The 16,161-nt window shown below is 72.4% G+C and carries 16 protein-coding genes; 11 read left to right on the top strand and 5 right to left on the bottom strand.

The features are described from left to right. Window positions 1–11 precede the first annotated feature (11 nt). From H4O22_RS11665 to H4O22_RS11655, 3 genes are all read left to right on the top strand, one after another. Complete coding sequence (locus H4O22_RS11665) at window positions 12–398, top strand: MerR family transcriptional regulator (RefSeq protein ID WP_182523578.1); 387 nt, start codon at window positions 12–14, stop codon at window positions 396–398. 82 nt (window positions 399–480) lie between these two features. After that, complete coding sequence (locus H4O22_RS11660) at window positions 481–1,197, top strand: NADPH-dependent F420 reductase (protein ID WP_182523577.1); 717 nt, start codon at window positions 481–483, stop codon at window positions 1,195–1,197. A gap of 28 nt (window positions 1,198–1,225) precedes the next feature. Further along, a complete protein-coding gene (locus tag H4O22_RS11655; protein WP_182523576.1) occupies window positions 1,226–2,557 on the top strand; it encodes an NtaA/DmoA family FMN-dependent monooxygenase in 1,332 nt (443 codons plus the stop codon). Between the two features lie 7 nt (window positions 2,558–2,564). Here H4O22_RS11655 and H4O22_RS11650 read toward each other — a convergent pair whose 3' ends face one another. The 5 genes from H4O22_RS11650 to kstD all read right to left on the bottom strand — a co-directional run bounded on the left by H4O22_RS11650 (window position 2,565) and on the right by kstD (window position 8,352). Continuing rightward, on the bottom strand, window positions 2,565–4,082 hold the full coding sequence (locus tag H4O22_RS11650; RefSeq protein WP_220451147.1) for an MFS transporter: 1,518 nt from the start codon (window positions 4,080–4,082) through the stop codon (window positions 2,565–2,567). 328 nt (window positions 4,083–4,410) lie between these two features. After that, a complete protein-coding gene (locus H4O22_RS11645) occupies window positions 4,411–5,232 on the bottom strand; it encodes a hypothetical protein (protein ID WP_182523575.1) in 822 nt (273 codons plus the stop codon). Next, window positions 5,229–5,735 (bottom strand): SigE family RNA polymerase sigma factor, encoded by a 507-nt coding sequence (locus H4O22_RS11640; protein WP_182523574.1) that lies wholly within the window; start codon window positions 5,733–5,735, stop codon window positions 5,229–5,231. The genes H4O22_RS11645 and H4O22_RS11640 overlap by 4 nt, the downstream gene beginning before the upstream one ends. An 83-nt stretch (window positions 5,736–5,818) precedes the next feature. Then, window positions 5,819–6,670: a MaoC family dehydratase gene (locus tag H4O22_RS11635; protein ID WP_182523573.1), complete on the bottom strand. Its 852-nt coding sequence runs from the start codon at window positions 6,668–6,670 to the stop codon at window positions 5,819–5,821. Next, entirely contained in the window at window positions 6,670–8,352 is a 1,683-nt protein-coding gene (gene kstD, locus H4O22_RS11630; protein WP_244962935.1) for a 3-oxosteroid 1-dehydrogenase, read from the bottom strand. The genes H4O22_RS11635 and kstD overlap by 1 nt, the downstream gene beginning before the upstream one ends. 71 nt (window positions 8,353–8,423) lie before the next feature. Between kstD and H4O22_RS11625 the strand changes: the two genes are divergently transcribed. The 8 genes from H4O22_RS11625 (at window position 8,424) to H4O22_RS11590 (ending at window position 16,141) form a co-directional block, all read left to right on the top strand. Further along, window positions 8,424–9,230, top strand: a complete 807-nt coding sequence (locus H4O22_RS11625) for a 2-keto-4-pentenoate hydratase (RefSeq protein ID WP_182523571.1) — start codon at window positions 8,424–8,426, stop codon at window positions 9,228–9,230. Further along, window positions 9,227–10,132, top strand: coding sequence for an acetaldehyde dehydrogenase (acetylating) (locus H4O22_RS11620; protein ID WP_182523570.1), 906 nt, complete (start codon window positions 9,227–9,229; stop codon window positions 10,130–10,132). Before H4O22_RS11625 ends, H4O22_RS11620 begins: the two co-directional genes overlap by 4 nt. Then, complete coding sequence (gene dmpG, locus H4O22_RS11615) at window positions 10,129–11,232, top strand: 4-hydroxy-2-oxovalerate aldolase (RefSeq protein WP_182523569.1); 1,104 nt, start codon at window positions 10,129–10,131, stop codon at window positions 11,230–11,232. Before H4O22_RS11620 ends, dmpG begins: the two co-directional genes overlap by 4 nt. Window positions 11,233–11,382: 150 nt before the next feature. Next, window positions 11,383–12,549 carry a 3-hydroxy-9,10-secoandrosta-1,3,5(10)-triene-9,17-dione monooxygenase oxygenase subunit gene (gene hsaA / locus H4O22_RS11610; RefSeq protein ID WP_182523568.1) on the top strand — a complete coding sequence of 389 codons (1,167 nt, stop codon included), beginning with the start codon at window positions 11,383–11,385 and terminating at the stop codon, window positions 12,547–12,549. Next, entirely contained in the window at window positions 12,549–13,442 is an 894-nt protein-coding gene (gene hsaD, locus H4O22_RS11605; protein ID WP_182523567.1) for a 4,5:9,10-diseco-3-hydroxy-5,9,17-trioxoandrosta-1(10),2-diene-4-oate hydrolase, read from the top strand. The genes hsaA and hsaD overlap by 1 nt, the downstream gene beginning before the upstream one ends. Next, the gene (gene hsaC, locus H4O22_RS11600; protein ID WP_244962934.1) at window positions 13,439–14,338 is read left to right on the top strand and encodes an iron-dependent extradiol dioxygenase HsaC; all 900 of its coding nucleotides are present in this window, start codon (window positions 13,439–13,441) and stop codon (window positions 14,336–14,338) included. Before hsaD ends, hsaC begins: the two co-directional genes overlap by 4 nt. Before the next feature lie 17 nt (window positions 14,339–14,355). Next, window positions 14,356–15,024: a flavin reductase family protein gene (locus H4O22_RS11595; protein ID WP_280530162.1), complete on the top strand. Its 669-nt coding sequence runs from the start codon at window positions 14,356–14,358 to the stop codon at window positions 15,022–15,024. Between the two features lie 130 nt (window positions 15,025–15,154). Continuing rightward, window positions 15,155–16,141 carry a type IV toxin-antitoxin system AbiEi family antitoxin domain-containing protein gene (locus H4O22_RS11590; protein ID WP_182523566.1) on the top strand — a complete coding sequence of 329 codons (987 nt, stop codon included), beginning with the start codon at window positions 15,155–15,157 and terminating at the stop codon, window positions 16,139–16,141. The last annotated feature ends 20 nt before the right edge of the window (window positions 16,142–16,161 follow it).

Raw genomic sequence — 16,161 nt, 5'->3', positions numbered from 1 at the left:
AGGAGGCGCAGGTGCGGATCGGCGAGCTGGCACAGCGCACCGGCGTCCCCGCGCGGATGCTTCGCTACTACGAGGAACAAGGCCTGATCTCACCTCGACGCCTCGACAACGGCTACCGCGAGTACGACGAGTACCTGGTCGACCGCGTCATGAAGGTGCGCGGCCTGCTCGACTCCGGGATCCCGACCCGGATCATCGGCGACATGCTTCCCTGCCTCGGCGAGTCGACAGAGATCGTCGTCGTGGATCCGGACCCCGAGCTGCGCGAGCTCCTCGTGCGTGAGCGCGACCGCATGACCGAGCGCGTCGCGTTCCTCGAGCACAATCGCGACGCGCTCGACCGCTACCTCGAAGCGATGGACCGCAACACCGAGCGGGAGCGCTCGTCCACCCCCTAGGTGCACCCGCGTCGGTTTGACCTTCACACTGGTGTGAATGTTTCACCATGGACGCGTGGCGCTGACCGAAGGAAGAGACGACATGACGAAGCTCGGCATCATCGGGAGCGGCGCGATCGGCGCTGCGATCGCGCGCCTCGCGGTGGCCGCGGGGCACGAGGTCCTGCTGGCGAACTCCCGCGGTCCCGAGTCGCTGGCCGAGCTCGTCGGCGAGCTCGGTGCCGGCGCGCGCGCCGGCGAGGCCGCCGAGGCGGCCACGTTCGGCGAGCTGGTCGTCGTCGCGGTGCCGCTGACGGCGTACGAGGCTCTCCCGGTCGAGGCGCTCGCCGGGCGGACGGTCCTCTCGACGGGCAACTACTACCCCTCGCGCGACGGCCGGATCGAGGTCCTCGACTCCGGCGCCATGACCACGGCCGAGTACGAGGAGTCGCTCCTGCCCGGAGCCGTGCTCGTCAAGGCGTTCAACAACATCGTCGCCCATCACATCCCCGCGCTCGCGCGGCCGGCGGGGGCTCCCGACCGCTCGGGTCTCGCCGTCGCCGGTGACGACGTCGACGCGAAGCGTGCGGTGTGCGCCCTCATCGACACCCTCGGCTTCGACCCCGTCGACGCCGGCAGCCTGGCCGAGTCGTGGCGGTTCGAGCCCGAGTCGGGCGCGTACACGACGATCTACGTCGCCGATCCCGAGCTCTTCGCTCGGGACTGGCTCGCCGACCCGGGCGCCCCGCTCCCCGCTCAGCGCCTGCGCGAGCTGCTGGCCGCGTCGCATCGCCCGGACGTGGCCGGACGCGCGTTCTGAGCATCCCCACGTCTCGACAAGGACTCCCATGACCCGTCGCACGATGATCCTCGGCATGCACCTGGGAACCGGCTACGGCTCCCAGGCCCTGGCCTGGCGGGCGCCCGGCGTCGACCCGGGCAACTACACGAGCTTCGACGCCCAGGTGCGGTACGCCCAGGCAGCCGAGCGCGGGAAGTTCGCCTTCCTGTTCCTTCCCGACTCGCTGGCGATGACCCGGGACCTGGACCGCCAGGTGCCCCAGGCCACCCTCGACCCGATGCTCACGCTCGCCGCCATCGCCCGCTCCACGGAACGCATCGGGCTCGTCGCCACCGGCTCGACGACGTTCAACGAGCCGTACAACACCGCTCGGCAGTTCAAGACCCTCGACGTGATGAGCCATGGCCGCGCCGGGTGGAACGCCGTCACGACCAGCGACCCGGCGGCCGCCGCCAACTTCGGCCAGGAGATCGCCGACCGACCAGCACGCTACGGACGCGCCCACGAGACCATCCAGGTCGTCCAGGCCCTGTGGGGCAGCTGGCAGGAGGATGCCTGGGTGAAGGACGCCGCGACGGGCGCCTTCGTCGACAGCTCGAAGGTCCAGCCCGTCAACCTGCAGGGCAGGTACGTCGCCTCCCGCGGCCCGCTGCCGATCCCGCCGTCCGAGCAAGGGCAGCCGGTCATCTTCTCCGCCGGCGGAGGCGAGTACGGACTGACCATCGCGGGACGCTACGCCAGCGGGGTCATCGGCGCCGCCTTCACCATCGACGACGCCCGCGCCCAACGTGAGGCCGCCCGAGGAGCGGCACGTCAGGCGGGCCGCGACCCCGACGAGGTCAAGTACTTCGCAGGCGTCATGCCGGCCCTGGGCCGCACCGTCCCGGACGCGCTGGCCCGTCGTGCCGCCCTGAACCGGGACCTCTTCCCGAGCCGCGTCCCCTACCTGGGAACCATGCTCGGGCTGTCGCTCGATGCCAGCCAGCTGGACGCGCCGCTCACCCCGGCCCAGCTGACCGCGGCGCGCGCCAGCCCCGTCGACCCGAGATCGGCGAAGGCCCTCGAGATCGCACGCGAGGGCTGGACCCTCGCTGAGATCCTGGCCCACGGCATCATCGACTACCACCCCACACCCGTCGGGCCGGCCACGGTCGTGGCGGACCACCTGCAGGAGTGGTTCGAGGCCGAGGCCGTCGACGGCTTCTGGGTGTCGCCCGACGTCAACGAGACCGACGTCGACACCTTCGTCGACGAGGTCGTCCCGATCCTCCAGGACCGCGGGCTGTACCCCCACGACTACGCCGGCACCACCCTGCGCGACCATCTCGGCGTCCCACGCCAGTACGGCCTCGACCCGCGCACCACGAGGGCGAGCTAGCCCCCAGTCAGTGCGCGGGCAGCCCCGGCCCCGCCGACTGCTCGGCCTCGGCGAGCTGGGCGCTGCTCGACCGCATCAGCACGAAGGCGACGACGGCCCCGACGGCGGTGATCGCAGCGGCCCACCAGAACACCGTGGTGTAGCCGTGGATGGTGGCCTCCACCAGCACCCGGGGGCCCGGGTTCTCGGTGGCGTAGTCGGTGACCGCGTTGGCGAAGAACGTGGAGAGCAGCGCGGTCCCGACCGAGCCGCCGACCTGCTGGGCGGTGTTCAGCATGGCCGAGGCGACGCCCATGTCCTGCCAGTCCACGCCGAGGGTGGCGGTCGCGAAGGTGGTCGTGAACAGGAAGCCGGCGCCGATGCCGACCAGGACGAGTGACGGCAGCACGGCGACGTACCCCGAGCCGGTGTCGATCTGGGCCAGCACCACCATGCCCAGGGCCGCCAGCGCGAGCCCGGAGACGATCAGGGTGCGGGGGCCGAGCCTCGGCAGCAGCATCCCGGAGCTCACCCCGGAGACGATCATGATCGTCACGTTGAGGGGCATGAAGGCGAAGCCCGCCCGGATCGGCGAGTAGCCGAGGTTCTGCTGGAAGAAGTAGGTCACGAACAGGAAGACGCCGAACATCGCGATGCCCAGGACCGCGATCGCGAAGTACGACCCGCCCCGGGTCGCGTTCCAGACCACGTGCAGGGGCAGCAGCGGCTGGCGGACGCGGCGCTCGACCAGGACGAAGGCGAGCAGCAGCAGCGGCGCCGCCACCAGCGACACGAGGGTGACGGGGGAGCCCCAGCCGCGCGCCTCGGCGGAGGAGAAGCCGAAGACCAGCGCGAACAGGCCGAGGGTGGCGGTGGCCACGCCGGGCCAGTCGATGCTGCGGCCGTGCGCCTGCGCCGCAGCCTCGTGCTGCCGGTCGTGCGTGCGGATCACCCGGATCGCCACGAGCGCGGCCGGGACGGCGAACGCGAGGTTGACGTAGAGGCACCAGCGCCAGGAGAGCCACTCGGTGAGCACGCCGCCGAGCAGCAGGCCGATGCCGGCACCGACACCGGCGAGGGCGCCGAAGATCCCGAACGCCTTGCCCCGCTCGGCCGGGTCGCTGAACGTGACCGAGAGGATCGCCAGGGCGGCCGGCGCCAGCAGGGCGCCGAAGAGCCCCTGCCCGGCTCGGGCCACGACGAGCAGCTCGAAGGTCGAGGCGGCCCCGCCGAGGGCGGAGGCGACGGCGAACCCGAAGAGCCCCACGACGAACATCTGCTTGCGCCCGAACAGGTCGCCGAGCCGCCCGCCGAGGAGCAGCAGGGAGCCGAAGGCGAGCGCGTACGCCGTCACGACCCACTGCCGGCTGCCGTCATCGAAGTGCAGGTCGGCCTGCGCAGACGGGAGCGCGATGTTCACGATGGTGCCGTCGAGCACCACCATCAGCTGCGCGACGCCGACGATGGCCAGGATGATCCACCGGCTGGCGTGGTTGGGGTCGACCGTGCTGGTCGCCGCCCCCTGGGACCCTGGGCTGCTGGTCAACGGGTTTCTCCTCGTACGTGATCGGCGCAGGCAGGGGAGACCCGCCCGCGGGGGGCGGTCTTGGCGTCCTTGCCCTGACGCCGATCGACCGAGGGACGTACGGCGAGCCGGGGAGACCGGATAAGGCCAGGCCGTTCGAACCTCTCGCGGACAGGGTCGAGATGACGCCGCCCGCGACCACGGACGTTAGCACCGGCCTCGGACGTCGGCCGAACCCCCGAGGGGCGCCTGCGGCGTTGTGTGGTTGATCGGTTGAACCTGGTTGAACCGATCAACCACACAACCAGCGGGAGCGGCCGGGTGAGGGCCGGCTGAGGGAGCCCGACACTCACCCGGTCCAGGTGCGTTCCCGCACGTCGAGCTCCCGGCCGTCACCGAGGTCGAGCACCGCGGGCACCGCCTGCAGCGCGTCCCAGGCCGGGTCCCATGGGCCCTCGTCGACGAAGACCGTCCAGCCGGGGAGCACCTCCGTGCTGGCGAGGGTCGTGGCCCGGGACCGCCCGTCGGGGAGCTCGATCGTCGGTGCCACTTGTCCCCGGGCGAGGCCGAAGAGCCGGTAGTAGGGGTCGCGGAACCCGTACATGTCGATGCGGTGGCCGTCGTACAGGGTGGCCTGGTCGGGCTCGTCGCCCGCCTGGCCCGGCCAGGCCACGGGCATCGTGCGCAGGATCCGGTCGTCGACCCGGACGCCGGCCGCGACGTACGTCGTGCTGGCCCCGGGGTCGCTCAGGTCGAGCGAGCCCCGGGCGGCGTACAGCACCTCCTCGTGGTCGCCGAGCCGACCGAGGTCGACCACCTCGCCGACGACCTCGCCCTGCTCGTACTCGCCGGTGAGCCGCACGCCGCCGGGGAGGCGCACGGATCCCGGCTCGGGCCGGGCCGGCGTGGCGGTCGGGGACGCGGTGGCCGTCGGCGACGGGCTGGACACGGGCGGTGCCTCGCGGCCGCGCTCCACGTCGTCCTGCTGCACGGCGACGCCGACCACCACGGTCGCGGCGACGGCGAGGACCCCGAGGCCGGCGGCGGCGCGCCGCCGGACGACGTGCCGCCGAGCGCGGCGGGTGATCGCCGAGACGTCCGGCGGTCCGACGGCGTCCGGCTCGGCCGCGACGAGCTCGAACATCCGGCGGTCGGTGTCGGTGTCGTTCACGAGTCGTGTCCTCTCGGGTGGGTCGAGGCCGCGCCGGCGTCGCGCACGCGGGCGAGGGCGCGGGAGGCGGTGCTGCGCACCGTCCCGGGCGCGATCCCGAGCCGGTCCGCGACCTCCTTCTCCGGGGTGTCGAGGTAGTAGCGCCAGACGATGATCGAGCGCTCGCGGGGGGACAGCGGGGCGAGCAGGTCGAGCAGCTCGCTGCGGTCCTCCAGGGCGCCGCCGTGGTCGGTGCCGCCCGGTCGATCGGGCGCGTCGGCCACGGGGACCGCCCGACGGCGACGGGTCGAGTCGATGTAGGCGTTGACCAGGGCGCGGTGGACGTAGGAGTACGCGCCGTCGCGCTCGACCCGGTGCCAGTGCGCGTAGCTGCGGGTGAGCGCGGACTGGAGGACGTCCTCGGCGTCATGGGTGTCGTGGGTGAGCAGGTACGCCGCGCGCCGCAGCCGCGGCCACGCCGCCTGCACGAACTCCTCGAACTCCCGGTCCCGGGACCCTGTCATCGCTGCCTCTCCGCCGCCTGTCGCCCTCACCCCTCTCTACGCACGCCGGGTGCGCGAGGTTGAGCGGGGCCGACGGGCGTCGGTCAGCCGGCGGTGCTCAGCACGACGTCGGCGAGGACGGGCGCGCCGTCGCGCTCGCCGCCGGCGACGGTGGCCGAGCCGAGGACGCGGCCGTCCTCGCGCCAGCCCTGCACGCGGATCGTCTCGCCGGGGAAGACCACGCCGGCGAACTTCGCCGCGAAGCCGGAGACCGCGGCGGCGTCACCGTCGAGCAGCTGCTCGGTGAGCGTGCGCAGCACGATCCCGTAGGAGCACAGGCCGTGCAGGATCGGCGCGGGGAAGCCGGCCCGGGCCGCGAAGTCCGGGTCGGCGTGCAGCGGGTTGCGGTCGCCGCAGAGCCGGTAGAGCAGCGCCTGCTGCGGGAGCACGTCGTACGCCGTGTCGGCGTCGGGCGCGCGGTCGGGCGGGGTGACGGGTGTCGAGGACCCGCGGTCGCCGCCCCAGCCGCCCTCGCCCTTGACGAAGATCGAGGAGCGGGTGGTCCACAGCTCCGCGCCCTCGGGCGACGTGGCGACGGCCTCCTGCCAGATCACCGCCGCCTTGCCCTTGTCCCAGATGTCGCTGATCCGCGTCGACACCTGCGCGGTGCCGGAGGTGGGCAGCGGGCCGGTGACGCTGATCGACTGCGAGCCGTGCACGACCTGGGCGAGGTCGATGTCGCAGCCCGGGAGGTCGAGCGGCGGCGGGTCGGTGTCGTGGAAGGTCGGCGCGACCACGCCGAACGACGGGAGCACCTGCAGGTCGGGCCCCTCGAGGGTCCAGGACAGGTCGGTCGCGCCGATGCCGAGGTGGTAGAGCAGGACGTCGCTCTCCTGCCAGGAGAACTCGCGGCTGCCGAGGTCGGCGCCGATCGCGACCGTGGGATCGATGGGCATCAGGCGGTCTCCGAGACGTTCGAGTGCGGGGCGGTGTGCTGGGCGATGTCCTCGGCGGCGAGGTAGCCGAAGACGAGGGCGGGGCCGATCGTGCCGCCCGGGCCGGGGTAGGTGTGACCCATGACCGAGGACGAGACGTTGCCGGAGGCGTAGAGCCCGGTGATCACGGACCCGTCGGGGCGCAGCACCCGGGCGCGCTCGTCGGTGACCAGGCCGCCCTTGGTGCCGAGGTCGCCCGGGACGATCTTGACGGCGTAGAACGGGCCCTCGTCGATCGTGTGCAGCGACGGGTTCGGCTTGACCGTGGGGTCGGAGTAGTACTTGTCGTAGGCGCTCTCGCCGCGGTGGAAGTCGGCGTCGACGCCGGTGCGGGCGAAGCCGTTGAACCGCTCGACGGTGCGCGTGAGGCTCTCGACCGGGACGTCGATCTCGGCGGCGAGGTCGGCGAGGGTGGCGCCCTTGCGCACGATGCCCTCCTTGAACCACCGGCCGGGGAACGGCTGCCGCGGCATCAGCCCGGCGAAGACGTAGCGGTTGCGGTAGCGCTGGTCGATGACCATCCACGACGGCACGTGGCCGACGCCGGTGGCCTCGCCGCGGTAGATCTCGTGCACCGCCTCGACGTAGGGCAGCGCCTCGTTCATGAACCGCTCGCCGGCCTGGTTGACGATGATCGAGCCGGGCAGGTTGCGCTCGGCCAGGCAGAACCACGGGCGGCCCGGGAGCGGGATCGTCGGGCCCCACCAGGCGTCGTCCATCAGGCCGGACTCGGCGCCCGCGGCGACGCCGGCGAGCAGCCCGCCGCCGGTGTTGAACTGCGAGCCCGTCGTCCAGTCGGCCGACGTCGGCTGGGGGAGGTGCTTCTCGCGGAGCTCGGTGTTGCGCTCGAAGCCGCCGCTGCCGAGGACCACGCCGCGGCGCGCCCGGACGACGACCTCGGCGCCGTCGCGGCGCACGCGGACGCCGACCACCCGGCCGTCCTCGATCACCAGGTCCTGCAGGTCGGCCTCGTAGTGGACCGGCACGCCCGCGTCCCGCAGGCCCTGGCGCAGCCCGATCGCGATCGCGTTGCCCATCGCGTACATCCGCTGGCGCCGCATCAGGCTGACCATCCGCCGGATGGTGACCTTCATGATCGTGAGCGGGCCGCGGATGGTGCGCATCCCGAGGCTCATCTTCCGGAAGTCGGCCTGGGTCACGATCATGTTCGCCGGCGCCTTCGTGTACGCCGGGTGCAGCCGCTCGAGCTCCTCGCCGAGGAACCGCGCGTCCAGCGGGATCGGCTCGACGGTGCGGCCCTTGGCGCGGCCGCCGGGCCGCTCGGGGTGGTAGTCGGCGTAGTCGGGGACCCAGGTGAACCGGACCGGGGTGCGGGCCTTGATGAAGTCCATCACCTCGGCGCCGCGGTCGATGTAGGTGTCGCGCCGCACCTTCGGCACGACGTCGCCCACGATGGAGTCGAGGTAGAGCTTGGCGTTCTCGAGCGCGTCGTCCTGGCCGACCGCCTTGAGGGCGTAGTTGCCCGGGATCCAGACCCCGCCGCCGCTGCGCGCGGTCGAGCCGCCGAAGTAGGCGCTCTTCTCCAGCAAGACCGTGTCCAGGCCCCGGTCCGCAGCAGCGAGCGCCGCCGACATCCCGGCCGCACCGGCCCCGACCACGACCACGTCCACCTCGGTGGGCAAAGGCCCGCTTCCAGGAGCTCCCGTACGACCCGTCATGGCGCGAAACTGTAACAGGTTCTACTCTTGCTCCCGTGACCGAACACCATGCTGCGGAGGCCGCCGTCGAGGCAGCCGTCAGGCGGCTGAGCGAGGCCCAGACGACCCGCGTGCCCTGCGCCGCCGTGCGCGACCTGATCGGCACCGACGACCTCGCCGCGGCGTACGCCGTGCAGCGCGGCCTGGTCGAGGCGCGCCTCGCCGGCGGCGTGACGGTGGTGGGCCGCAAGATCGGCGCCACCTCCGAGGCCGTGCAGCGCCAGCTCGGCGTCGACCAGCCCGACTTCGGCTACCTGCTCAGCGACATGGACGTCAGCGACCAGCACCCGATCTCCATGCGCACCCTGGTCCAGCCGCGGGTCGAGGCCGAGGTCGCGTTCGTCCTGGGGCGCGACATCGACCAGGACGACATCACCCTCGACGTCGTCCGCGCCGCCGTGGACGTCGCCCTGCCGGCGCTGGAGATCGTCGACTCCCGCATCGCCGACTGGGACATCGGGTTCACCGACACCGTCGCCGACAACGCCTCCAGCGGGCTGTTCGTCGTCGGCCGCGACGGCCGCTCGCTCGACGACCTCGAGCCGCGCGAGGTGACGATGTCGCTGAGCATCAACGGCGAGGAGCGCTCCGCCGGCACCGGCGCCGCCTGCCTCGGCGACCCCCTGGAGGCGCTGCGCTGGCTGGCCGTCCAGGCCCGCCGCTTCGGCGACCCGCTGCGCGCCGGCCACCTGATCCTGTCCGGGGCCCTGGGCCCGTTCGTGCCGTTCGCCCCGGGGGACCGGGTCGAGGCCACCATCAGCGGCTTCGCGCCGCTCACCGTCGAGTTCGAGGAGAAGGCGTGAGCCAGAGACTGACCGCTGCCATCGTGGGGCCGGGCAACATCGGCACCGACCTGATGTACAAGCTGCTGCGCTCGGACGTGATCGAGCCGCGCTGGATGATCGGGGTCGACCCCGCGTCCGAGGGCCTCCGGCTCGCGTCCGAGAAGGGGCTCGAGGCCTCCCACGAGGGCGTGGACTGGCTGCTCAAGCAGGACGTCCTGCCCGACCTGATCTTCGAGGCGACCTCGGCGTACGTGCACCGCGAGTACGCGCCGCGCTACCAGGAGGCCGGCATCCGCGCGGTCGACCTCACGCCGGCCGCGGTCGGCCCCGCGGTGATCCCGCCGGTCAACGGCGAGGAGCACGTGGGCGCGATGAACGTCAACATGATCACCTGCGGTGGCCAGGCGACGATCCCGATGGTGGCCGCGGTCTCGCGCGCCGCGACGGTGTCGTACGCCGAGATCGTGGCGTCGGTGTCCTCGATGTCCGCCGGTCCCGGCACCCGCGCCAACATCGACGAGTTCACCCGGACGACGTCCGCCGGTGTCCGGACCATCGGCGGGGCCGAGCGGGGCAAGGCGATCATCATCCTCAACCCCGCCGAGCCGCCGATGATCATGCGCGACACGATCTACTGCGCGATCCCGCCGGAGTCCGACCGCGACGCCGTCGTCGCCTCGGTCGTGGCGATGGAGAAGGCGGTGCAGGAGTACGTCCCCGGCTACCGGCTGCTCCAGGAGCCGCAGATCGACGAGCCCTCGGACGCCACCCAGGGACAGGTCAAGGTGAGCATCTTCGTCGAGGTCGAGGGCGCCGGTGACTTCCTGCCGCCGTACGCCGGCAACCTCGACATCATGACCGCCGCCGCCACCCAGGTGGGCGAGAGCATCGCCCGCTCGATCATCGGGAGCCCCGCATGAGCACCACCACCGACAGCCGGGACACCCTGGCCCGCACCTGGTCCGGCACCCACGGCGAGGAGCCGTGGGGGAAGCTCGACCTGCGGCTCACCGACACCTGCCTGCGCGACGGGTCGCACCACAAGCGGCACCAGTTCACCGCCCAGGAGGTCCACGACATCGTCGAGGCGCTGGACACCTCGGGCATCCCGGTGATCGAGGTGACCCACGGCGACGGCCTCGGCGGGTCCTCGTTCAACTACGGCTTCTCCCGGACCCCGGAGCAGGAGCTGATCCGGATCGCGGCCGAGACCGCGAAGCGGGCCAAGATCGCCTTCCTGATGCTGCCGGGCCTCGGCACCAAGGACGACATCCGGGCCGCCCAGGACAACGGCGGCCAGATCTGCCGGGTCGCCACGCACTGCACCGAGGCCGACGTCTCGATCCAGCACTTCGGGCTGGCCCGCGAGCTCGGGCTGGAGACCGTCGGGTTCCTGATGATGAGCCACACCCAGCCCCCCGAGGTGCTGGCGAAGCAGGCCCGGATCATGGTCGACGCCGGCTGTCAGTGCGTGTACGTCGTCGACTCGGCCGGCGCGCTCGTGATGGAGCAGACCGCCGACCGGGTCTCCGCGGTGGTCGCCGAGATCGGCTCGCAGGCCGACGTCGGCTTCCACGGCCACGAGAACCTCGGCCTCGGCGTGGCCAACACCGTCATCGCCGCCCGCGCGGGCGCCACCCAGATCGACGGCTCCGTGCGCCGCTTCGGCGCGGGCGCCGGCAACACGCCGCTCGAGGCGTTCATCGGCGTGTGCGACAAGCTCGGCTGGACGACCGGCGTGGACTTCCTCCAGATCGTGGACGCCTCCGAGGACGTCATCAAGCCGGCGATGCCGGAGGAGTGCCAGCTCGACCGGATGACGCTGATGATGGGGTACGCCGGGGTCTACTCCTCGTTCCTCAAGCACGCCGGCAACGCCGCGGACCGCTACGGCGTCCCCGGCGCGAAGATCCTGCTCGAGGCCGGCCGCCGCAAGCTGATCGGCGGCCAGGAGGACCAGCTCATCGACATCGCGCTGATGCTCAAGGCCGAGCAGGACAAGGCCGCCGCGAACTCCTGACGGAATGCCACGGGGCCGGGTCCCTGACGACGCGCACGAGCGCGTCGTCAGGGGGCCGGCCCCGTCGCCGTGCGCGGCGACGCCCCGTTCTCGACCAAAACGAGAACGTGTTCTAGTATTGGCGTCGTCCTTCCACCACAGGAGATCCCCATGTCCCAGGCTGTTCTCGACGGCGTACGCGACCTGCTTCCCACCTTCCGCGAGCGCGCCGACGAGGCCGAGCGCCTCCGCGTGGTGCCCGAGGCTTCGATCAAGGAGCTGGAGGAGACCGGGTTCTTCCGGCTCCTGCAGCCGAAGCGCTTCGACGGCTTCGAGGCGGACCCCGTCACCTTCTACACCGCCGTGCGCGACATCGCGTCCGCGGACGGGTCGACCGGCTGGGTCTCCAGCGTGGTCGGCGTGCACCCGTGGCAGGTCGCGCTCTTCGCCGACGAGGCCCAGCAGGCGGTCTGGGGCTCAGACACCTCGACCCGGCTGAGCTCGTCGTACGCCCCGACCGGCAAGGCCACGGTCGCCGACGGCGGCTACCAGCTCTCCGGCAAGTGGAGCTTCTCCTCGGGCTGCGACCACTGCAGCTGGGTGCTCCTCGGCGGCCTGGTGTTCAACGACGAGGGCAACGTCGTCGACTTCAAGACCTTCCTGGTGCCGCGCGAGAGCTACACGATCGTCGACGTCTGGCACATGGTCGGCCTGCGCGGCACCGGCTCCAACGACATCGTCGTCGACGACGTGTTCATCCCCGAGGCGTTCACGCTGTCGATGGGGGAGACCGGCCAGTGCCGCGGCCCGGGCCAGGAGCAGAACACCTCCGACCTCTACAAGCTGCCGTTCCACTCGATCTTCACCGGCACCATCACCACGCCGATCATCGGCATGGCGCGGGGCGCGTACGCCGAGCACGTCGAGATGCAGCAGAAGCGCACCCGCGCGGCGTACCTCGGGGAGAAGGCGTCGCTCGACCCGTTCTCCGCGGTCCGCATCGCCCGGGCCAGCAGCGAGATCGACGCCGCCTGGGCGCTGCTGACCAACAACATCCGCGAGGAGATGGCGCACGTCGCCAAGGGCGAGAAGATCCCGCTCGGCGTGCGGCTGAAGGTGCGCCGCGACCAGGTGCTGGGCAGCCAGCGGGCCATCGACGCGATCGACGCGCTGTTCGAGGCGTCCGGCGGCCGCGCGCTGGCCGAGGGCACCTACCTGCAGCGGGCCTGGCGCGACGCGCACGCCGGTCGCGTGCACGCCGCCAACGACCCCGAGCGGGCGCTGCAGATGTTCGGCGCCCACGAGTTCGGCCACAAGATCGACCCGGGGATGTACTGATGGACTACTCGCAGGAGGCGACGCGTCGTTCGGCCAAGGCCCTCGACGTCACGCTCAACTACTACGAGGCCGCGCCCGACACCCAGCCGCCCTCGATCGGCGGCGGGCTGCCGCTGGTGATGCTGCACGGCGGCGGTCCGGGCGCCTCGGCGTGGTCGAACTTCGGCCGGGCGCTGCCGCACTTCGCCACCCAGTTCCGCACCCTGCTCGTCGACCAGCCCGGCTTCGGCGGGTCCGACAAGCCGCCGGTCGTCGGCAACTACTACCGGCACGCGGCCGACCACGTCGTCGCCCTGCTGGACGAGCTCGGGATCGAGCGGGTCCACCTGCTCGGCAACAGCCTCGGCGGCGGTACGGCGATGCGGCTGGCGCTGACCCACCCCGACCGGGTGGGCCGGCTGGTGCTGATGGGTCCCGGCGGCCTGTCGCTGAACCTGTTCCACGCCGACCCCACCGAGGGCGTCAAGCGGCTGATGGAGTTCGGGGCGAACCCGACCCGCGAGGCGCTGCGGGCGTTCATCTCCACCATGGTCGTCGACCAGAAGCTGGTCACCGACGAGCTCGTGGAGGAGCGGTACGCCGACGCCACGGCGCCCGGCGCGCAGGAGGCGATGCGCTCGATGGGCATGTCCTTCTGGAACCCGGAGACGGCCGAGGACGGCATGCTCTGGCGGGAGGCGCACCGGCTCCGCAAGCACACCCTGCTCACCTGGGGCCGCGAGGACCGGGTCAACCCGCTCGACGGCGCCATGGTCGCCCTCAAGCTGATCCCGCGCGCCCAGCTCCACGTGTTCCCCAACTGCGGGCACTGGGCGCAGATCGAGGCGGCCGAGGAGTTCGCCGAGATCACCACCGCTTTCCTCTCCCACCACGTCGAACGGAGCACGTCGTGACCATCGACATCAAGTCCATGGGGTACGTCCGCGTCGCCTCGACCGACCTCTCCCAGTGGACGACGTTCGCCGGCAAGGTGCTCGGGCTCGCCGCGGGCCGCGGCCCGAACCCCGACCACCAGTACTGGCGCATCGACGAGGTCTCCGCGCGGCTCGTGGTCTTCCCCTCCGACGTCGACCGGCTCGCCGTCACCGGGTGGGAGCTCGCCGACCACCGGGCGCTGCAGGAGGCCCGCGAGCACCTTCAGAAGGCCGGCGTCGCGTTCGAGGAGGGCACCCGCGAGGAGCTCGACGAGCGCCGCGTCCAGGAGCTGATCCGCTTCAGCGACCCCTTCGACAACGTCTTCGAGCTCTTCCACGGCATCACCTACGAGTCGCGGCCGCTGGTCACGCCGTACGCCGCGAAGTTCGTGACCGGCGACCAGGGGATGGGGCACATCGTGCTGCCCGTGCACGACGACGTCGAGGCGCTGCGCTTCTACGCCGACGTGCTCGGCTTCCGGCTGCGCGACTCGATGAGCATGCCGGGCGAGTTCGTCGGGAAGGAGCCGGGCTCGAAGGTCTGGCTGCGCTTCCTCGGCGTCAACCCGCGCCACCACTCGCTGGCGTTCCTGCCGATGCCGAACCCCGCCAAGTGCGTCCACATCATGCTCGAGGTCGACGAGCTCGACCACGTCGGCCGCGCGCTGGAGCGGGTCCGCAAGCACGGCGCCCCGCTGTCGGCCACGCTCGGGCGGCACATGAACGACGAGATGGTGTCCTTCTACGTGAAGTCGCCCGCCGGCTTCGACGTCGAGTTCGGCACCGACGGGCTCACCGTCGAGGACTCCCGGTGGGTCGCGCGCGAGTCCACCGCCGTCTCCTACTGGGGCCACGACTTCGGTGGCGGCCAGTAGTGGCTAGCGTGGGGCCCATGGCAAGCCACTCGGCTCCGGACGTCCCGGAGGGCATGAGCCCCGACGCGCGCGAGACCTGGCCGAGCTCCGAGCTGATCGCCTCCTGGCTCGGGGACGAGGCCTACGAGCTCGAGCCGCTCGGGCCGGCGGAGGGCGCCCCGGTGCCCGCCGACGACCCCGAGGCCCAGGCGGCCGCGCGGCGCTTCCGCGACGTGCTGGGCCGGTTCGCCTCCGGCGTCACGGTGGTGACCGCGATGAGTGGCGGGGAGCCCGTGGGCATGACCTGCCAGTCGTTCTCCAGCGTCTCCCTCGACCCGCCGCTGGTGCTGTTCGTGCCGGCCAAGACCTCCCGGGCGTGGCCGCTGATCCAGCGCTCCGGCAGGTTCTGCGTGAACTTCCTCGCCGACGGGCAGGCCGAGCTCTCCAACCAGATGGCCAGCCGCGGCACCGACAAGTTCGCCGGCGTCGCCTGGCACCCGGCCGAGGTCTCCGGCTCGCCGGTGCTCGAGGGCACCCTCGCCCACGTCGACTGCTCCGTGCACGCCGTCCACGAGGCCGGCGACCACCTCGTCGTCATCGGCCGGGTGCTGCACCTCGCCACCAGCGCCGAGGACCCCGACCAGACCGACGCGCCCGCCGAGGACCCGCTGCTGTTCTACCGGGGCTCGTACCGCACCACCGGCTGAGTCCCCCTTTCCGCCGACCCGTCACATTTTCGGCGTTTTTCGCGGTGTGTCGCCGGGGCATCGACGGGTCGACCCCGCGGCCTGTGGATGAGCGGTACGCCGTCCCGCGCCGCCGTCGCACAGTGCGGGGGTGATGCGACCACCCGCGGTGATCCCGCCGCTGACCGACCGGCACCCGGCGCTGCCCCTCGCCGTACCCTTCACGACCGCGCAGGCCGCCGCCGTCGGCGTGACTCCCGACGTGCTGACCCGGCTGACCCGCTCGGGGGTGCTGCGCCGCGTCTTCGACGGCGTGTACGTCGACGCCGCCGCGCCGGACACGACCCTCCACCGCGTCCGCGCGCTGGCGCTGGTGCTCCCGCCGAGCGCCGTCGTCTGCGACGAGTCCGCGGCCTGGGCCCACGGCGTCGATCTCGAGCCGCCGCAGGCGCGTGTCGTGGCGCCGCCGGTGCAGGTCTTCCAGCTGCCCGGTCACACCCGCGTGCGCAAGGCCGGGTGCGCCGGCGGCGAGCGCGGCCTGCGTCCCGAGGACGTCGAGGTGCTGGACGGCGTACCCGTGCTGTCGCCGTTGCGCCTCGCGTGCGACCTCGGCCGGCTCCGACCACGTGACCAGGCGATGGCCGCGATGGACGCGCTCGCCCGGCAGGCCGGGTTCACCGGCGCCGACGTCGAGCGGTGCCTGCCCCGCTTCCGTGGCATGCGCGGGGTCGTCCAGCTCCGCGACCTCGCGCCGCGCACCGACGCCCGGGCGATGTCGGTGCTCGAGTCGTGGGTGCGGCTCCGCTGCCAGGACGGCGGTCTGCCGGCGCTCACGCCCCAGGTGGAGGTGCGTCGCGGCGGCGAGCCGTGGGGCGAGCTGGCCGTGCTGGACCTGGCCAACGAGCGGCTGCGCTTCGCGGTCGAGTACGACGGCGCGGACTGGCACACGTCCCCGGAGCAGCGCGCCCGGGACGAGCGCCGGCGCGCGTGGCTGCGGGCGGAGGGCTGGTGGATCGTGGTGCTCACCCGGCGGGACGTGCCCACCCACGACCGGCAGGTGACCGTCGACGTCGTACGCCGGGAGCTGGAGCGCTGCCTGCGGTCGACCCGTCGATCCTTCGGCGACACGCCGGCATGAACGCCGAAAAAGTGACGGGT

Origin of the sequence: Nocardioides dongkuii (genome assembly GCF_014127485.1) — a bacterium.
GTDB classification, from domain to species: Bacteria; Actinomycetota; Actinomycetes; order Propionibacteriales; family Nocardioidaceae; genus Nocardioides; species Nocardioides dongkuii.
This window is presented reverse-complemented; position numbering and strand designations above follow the sequence as displayed.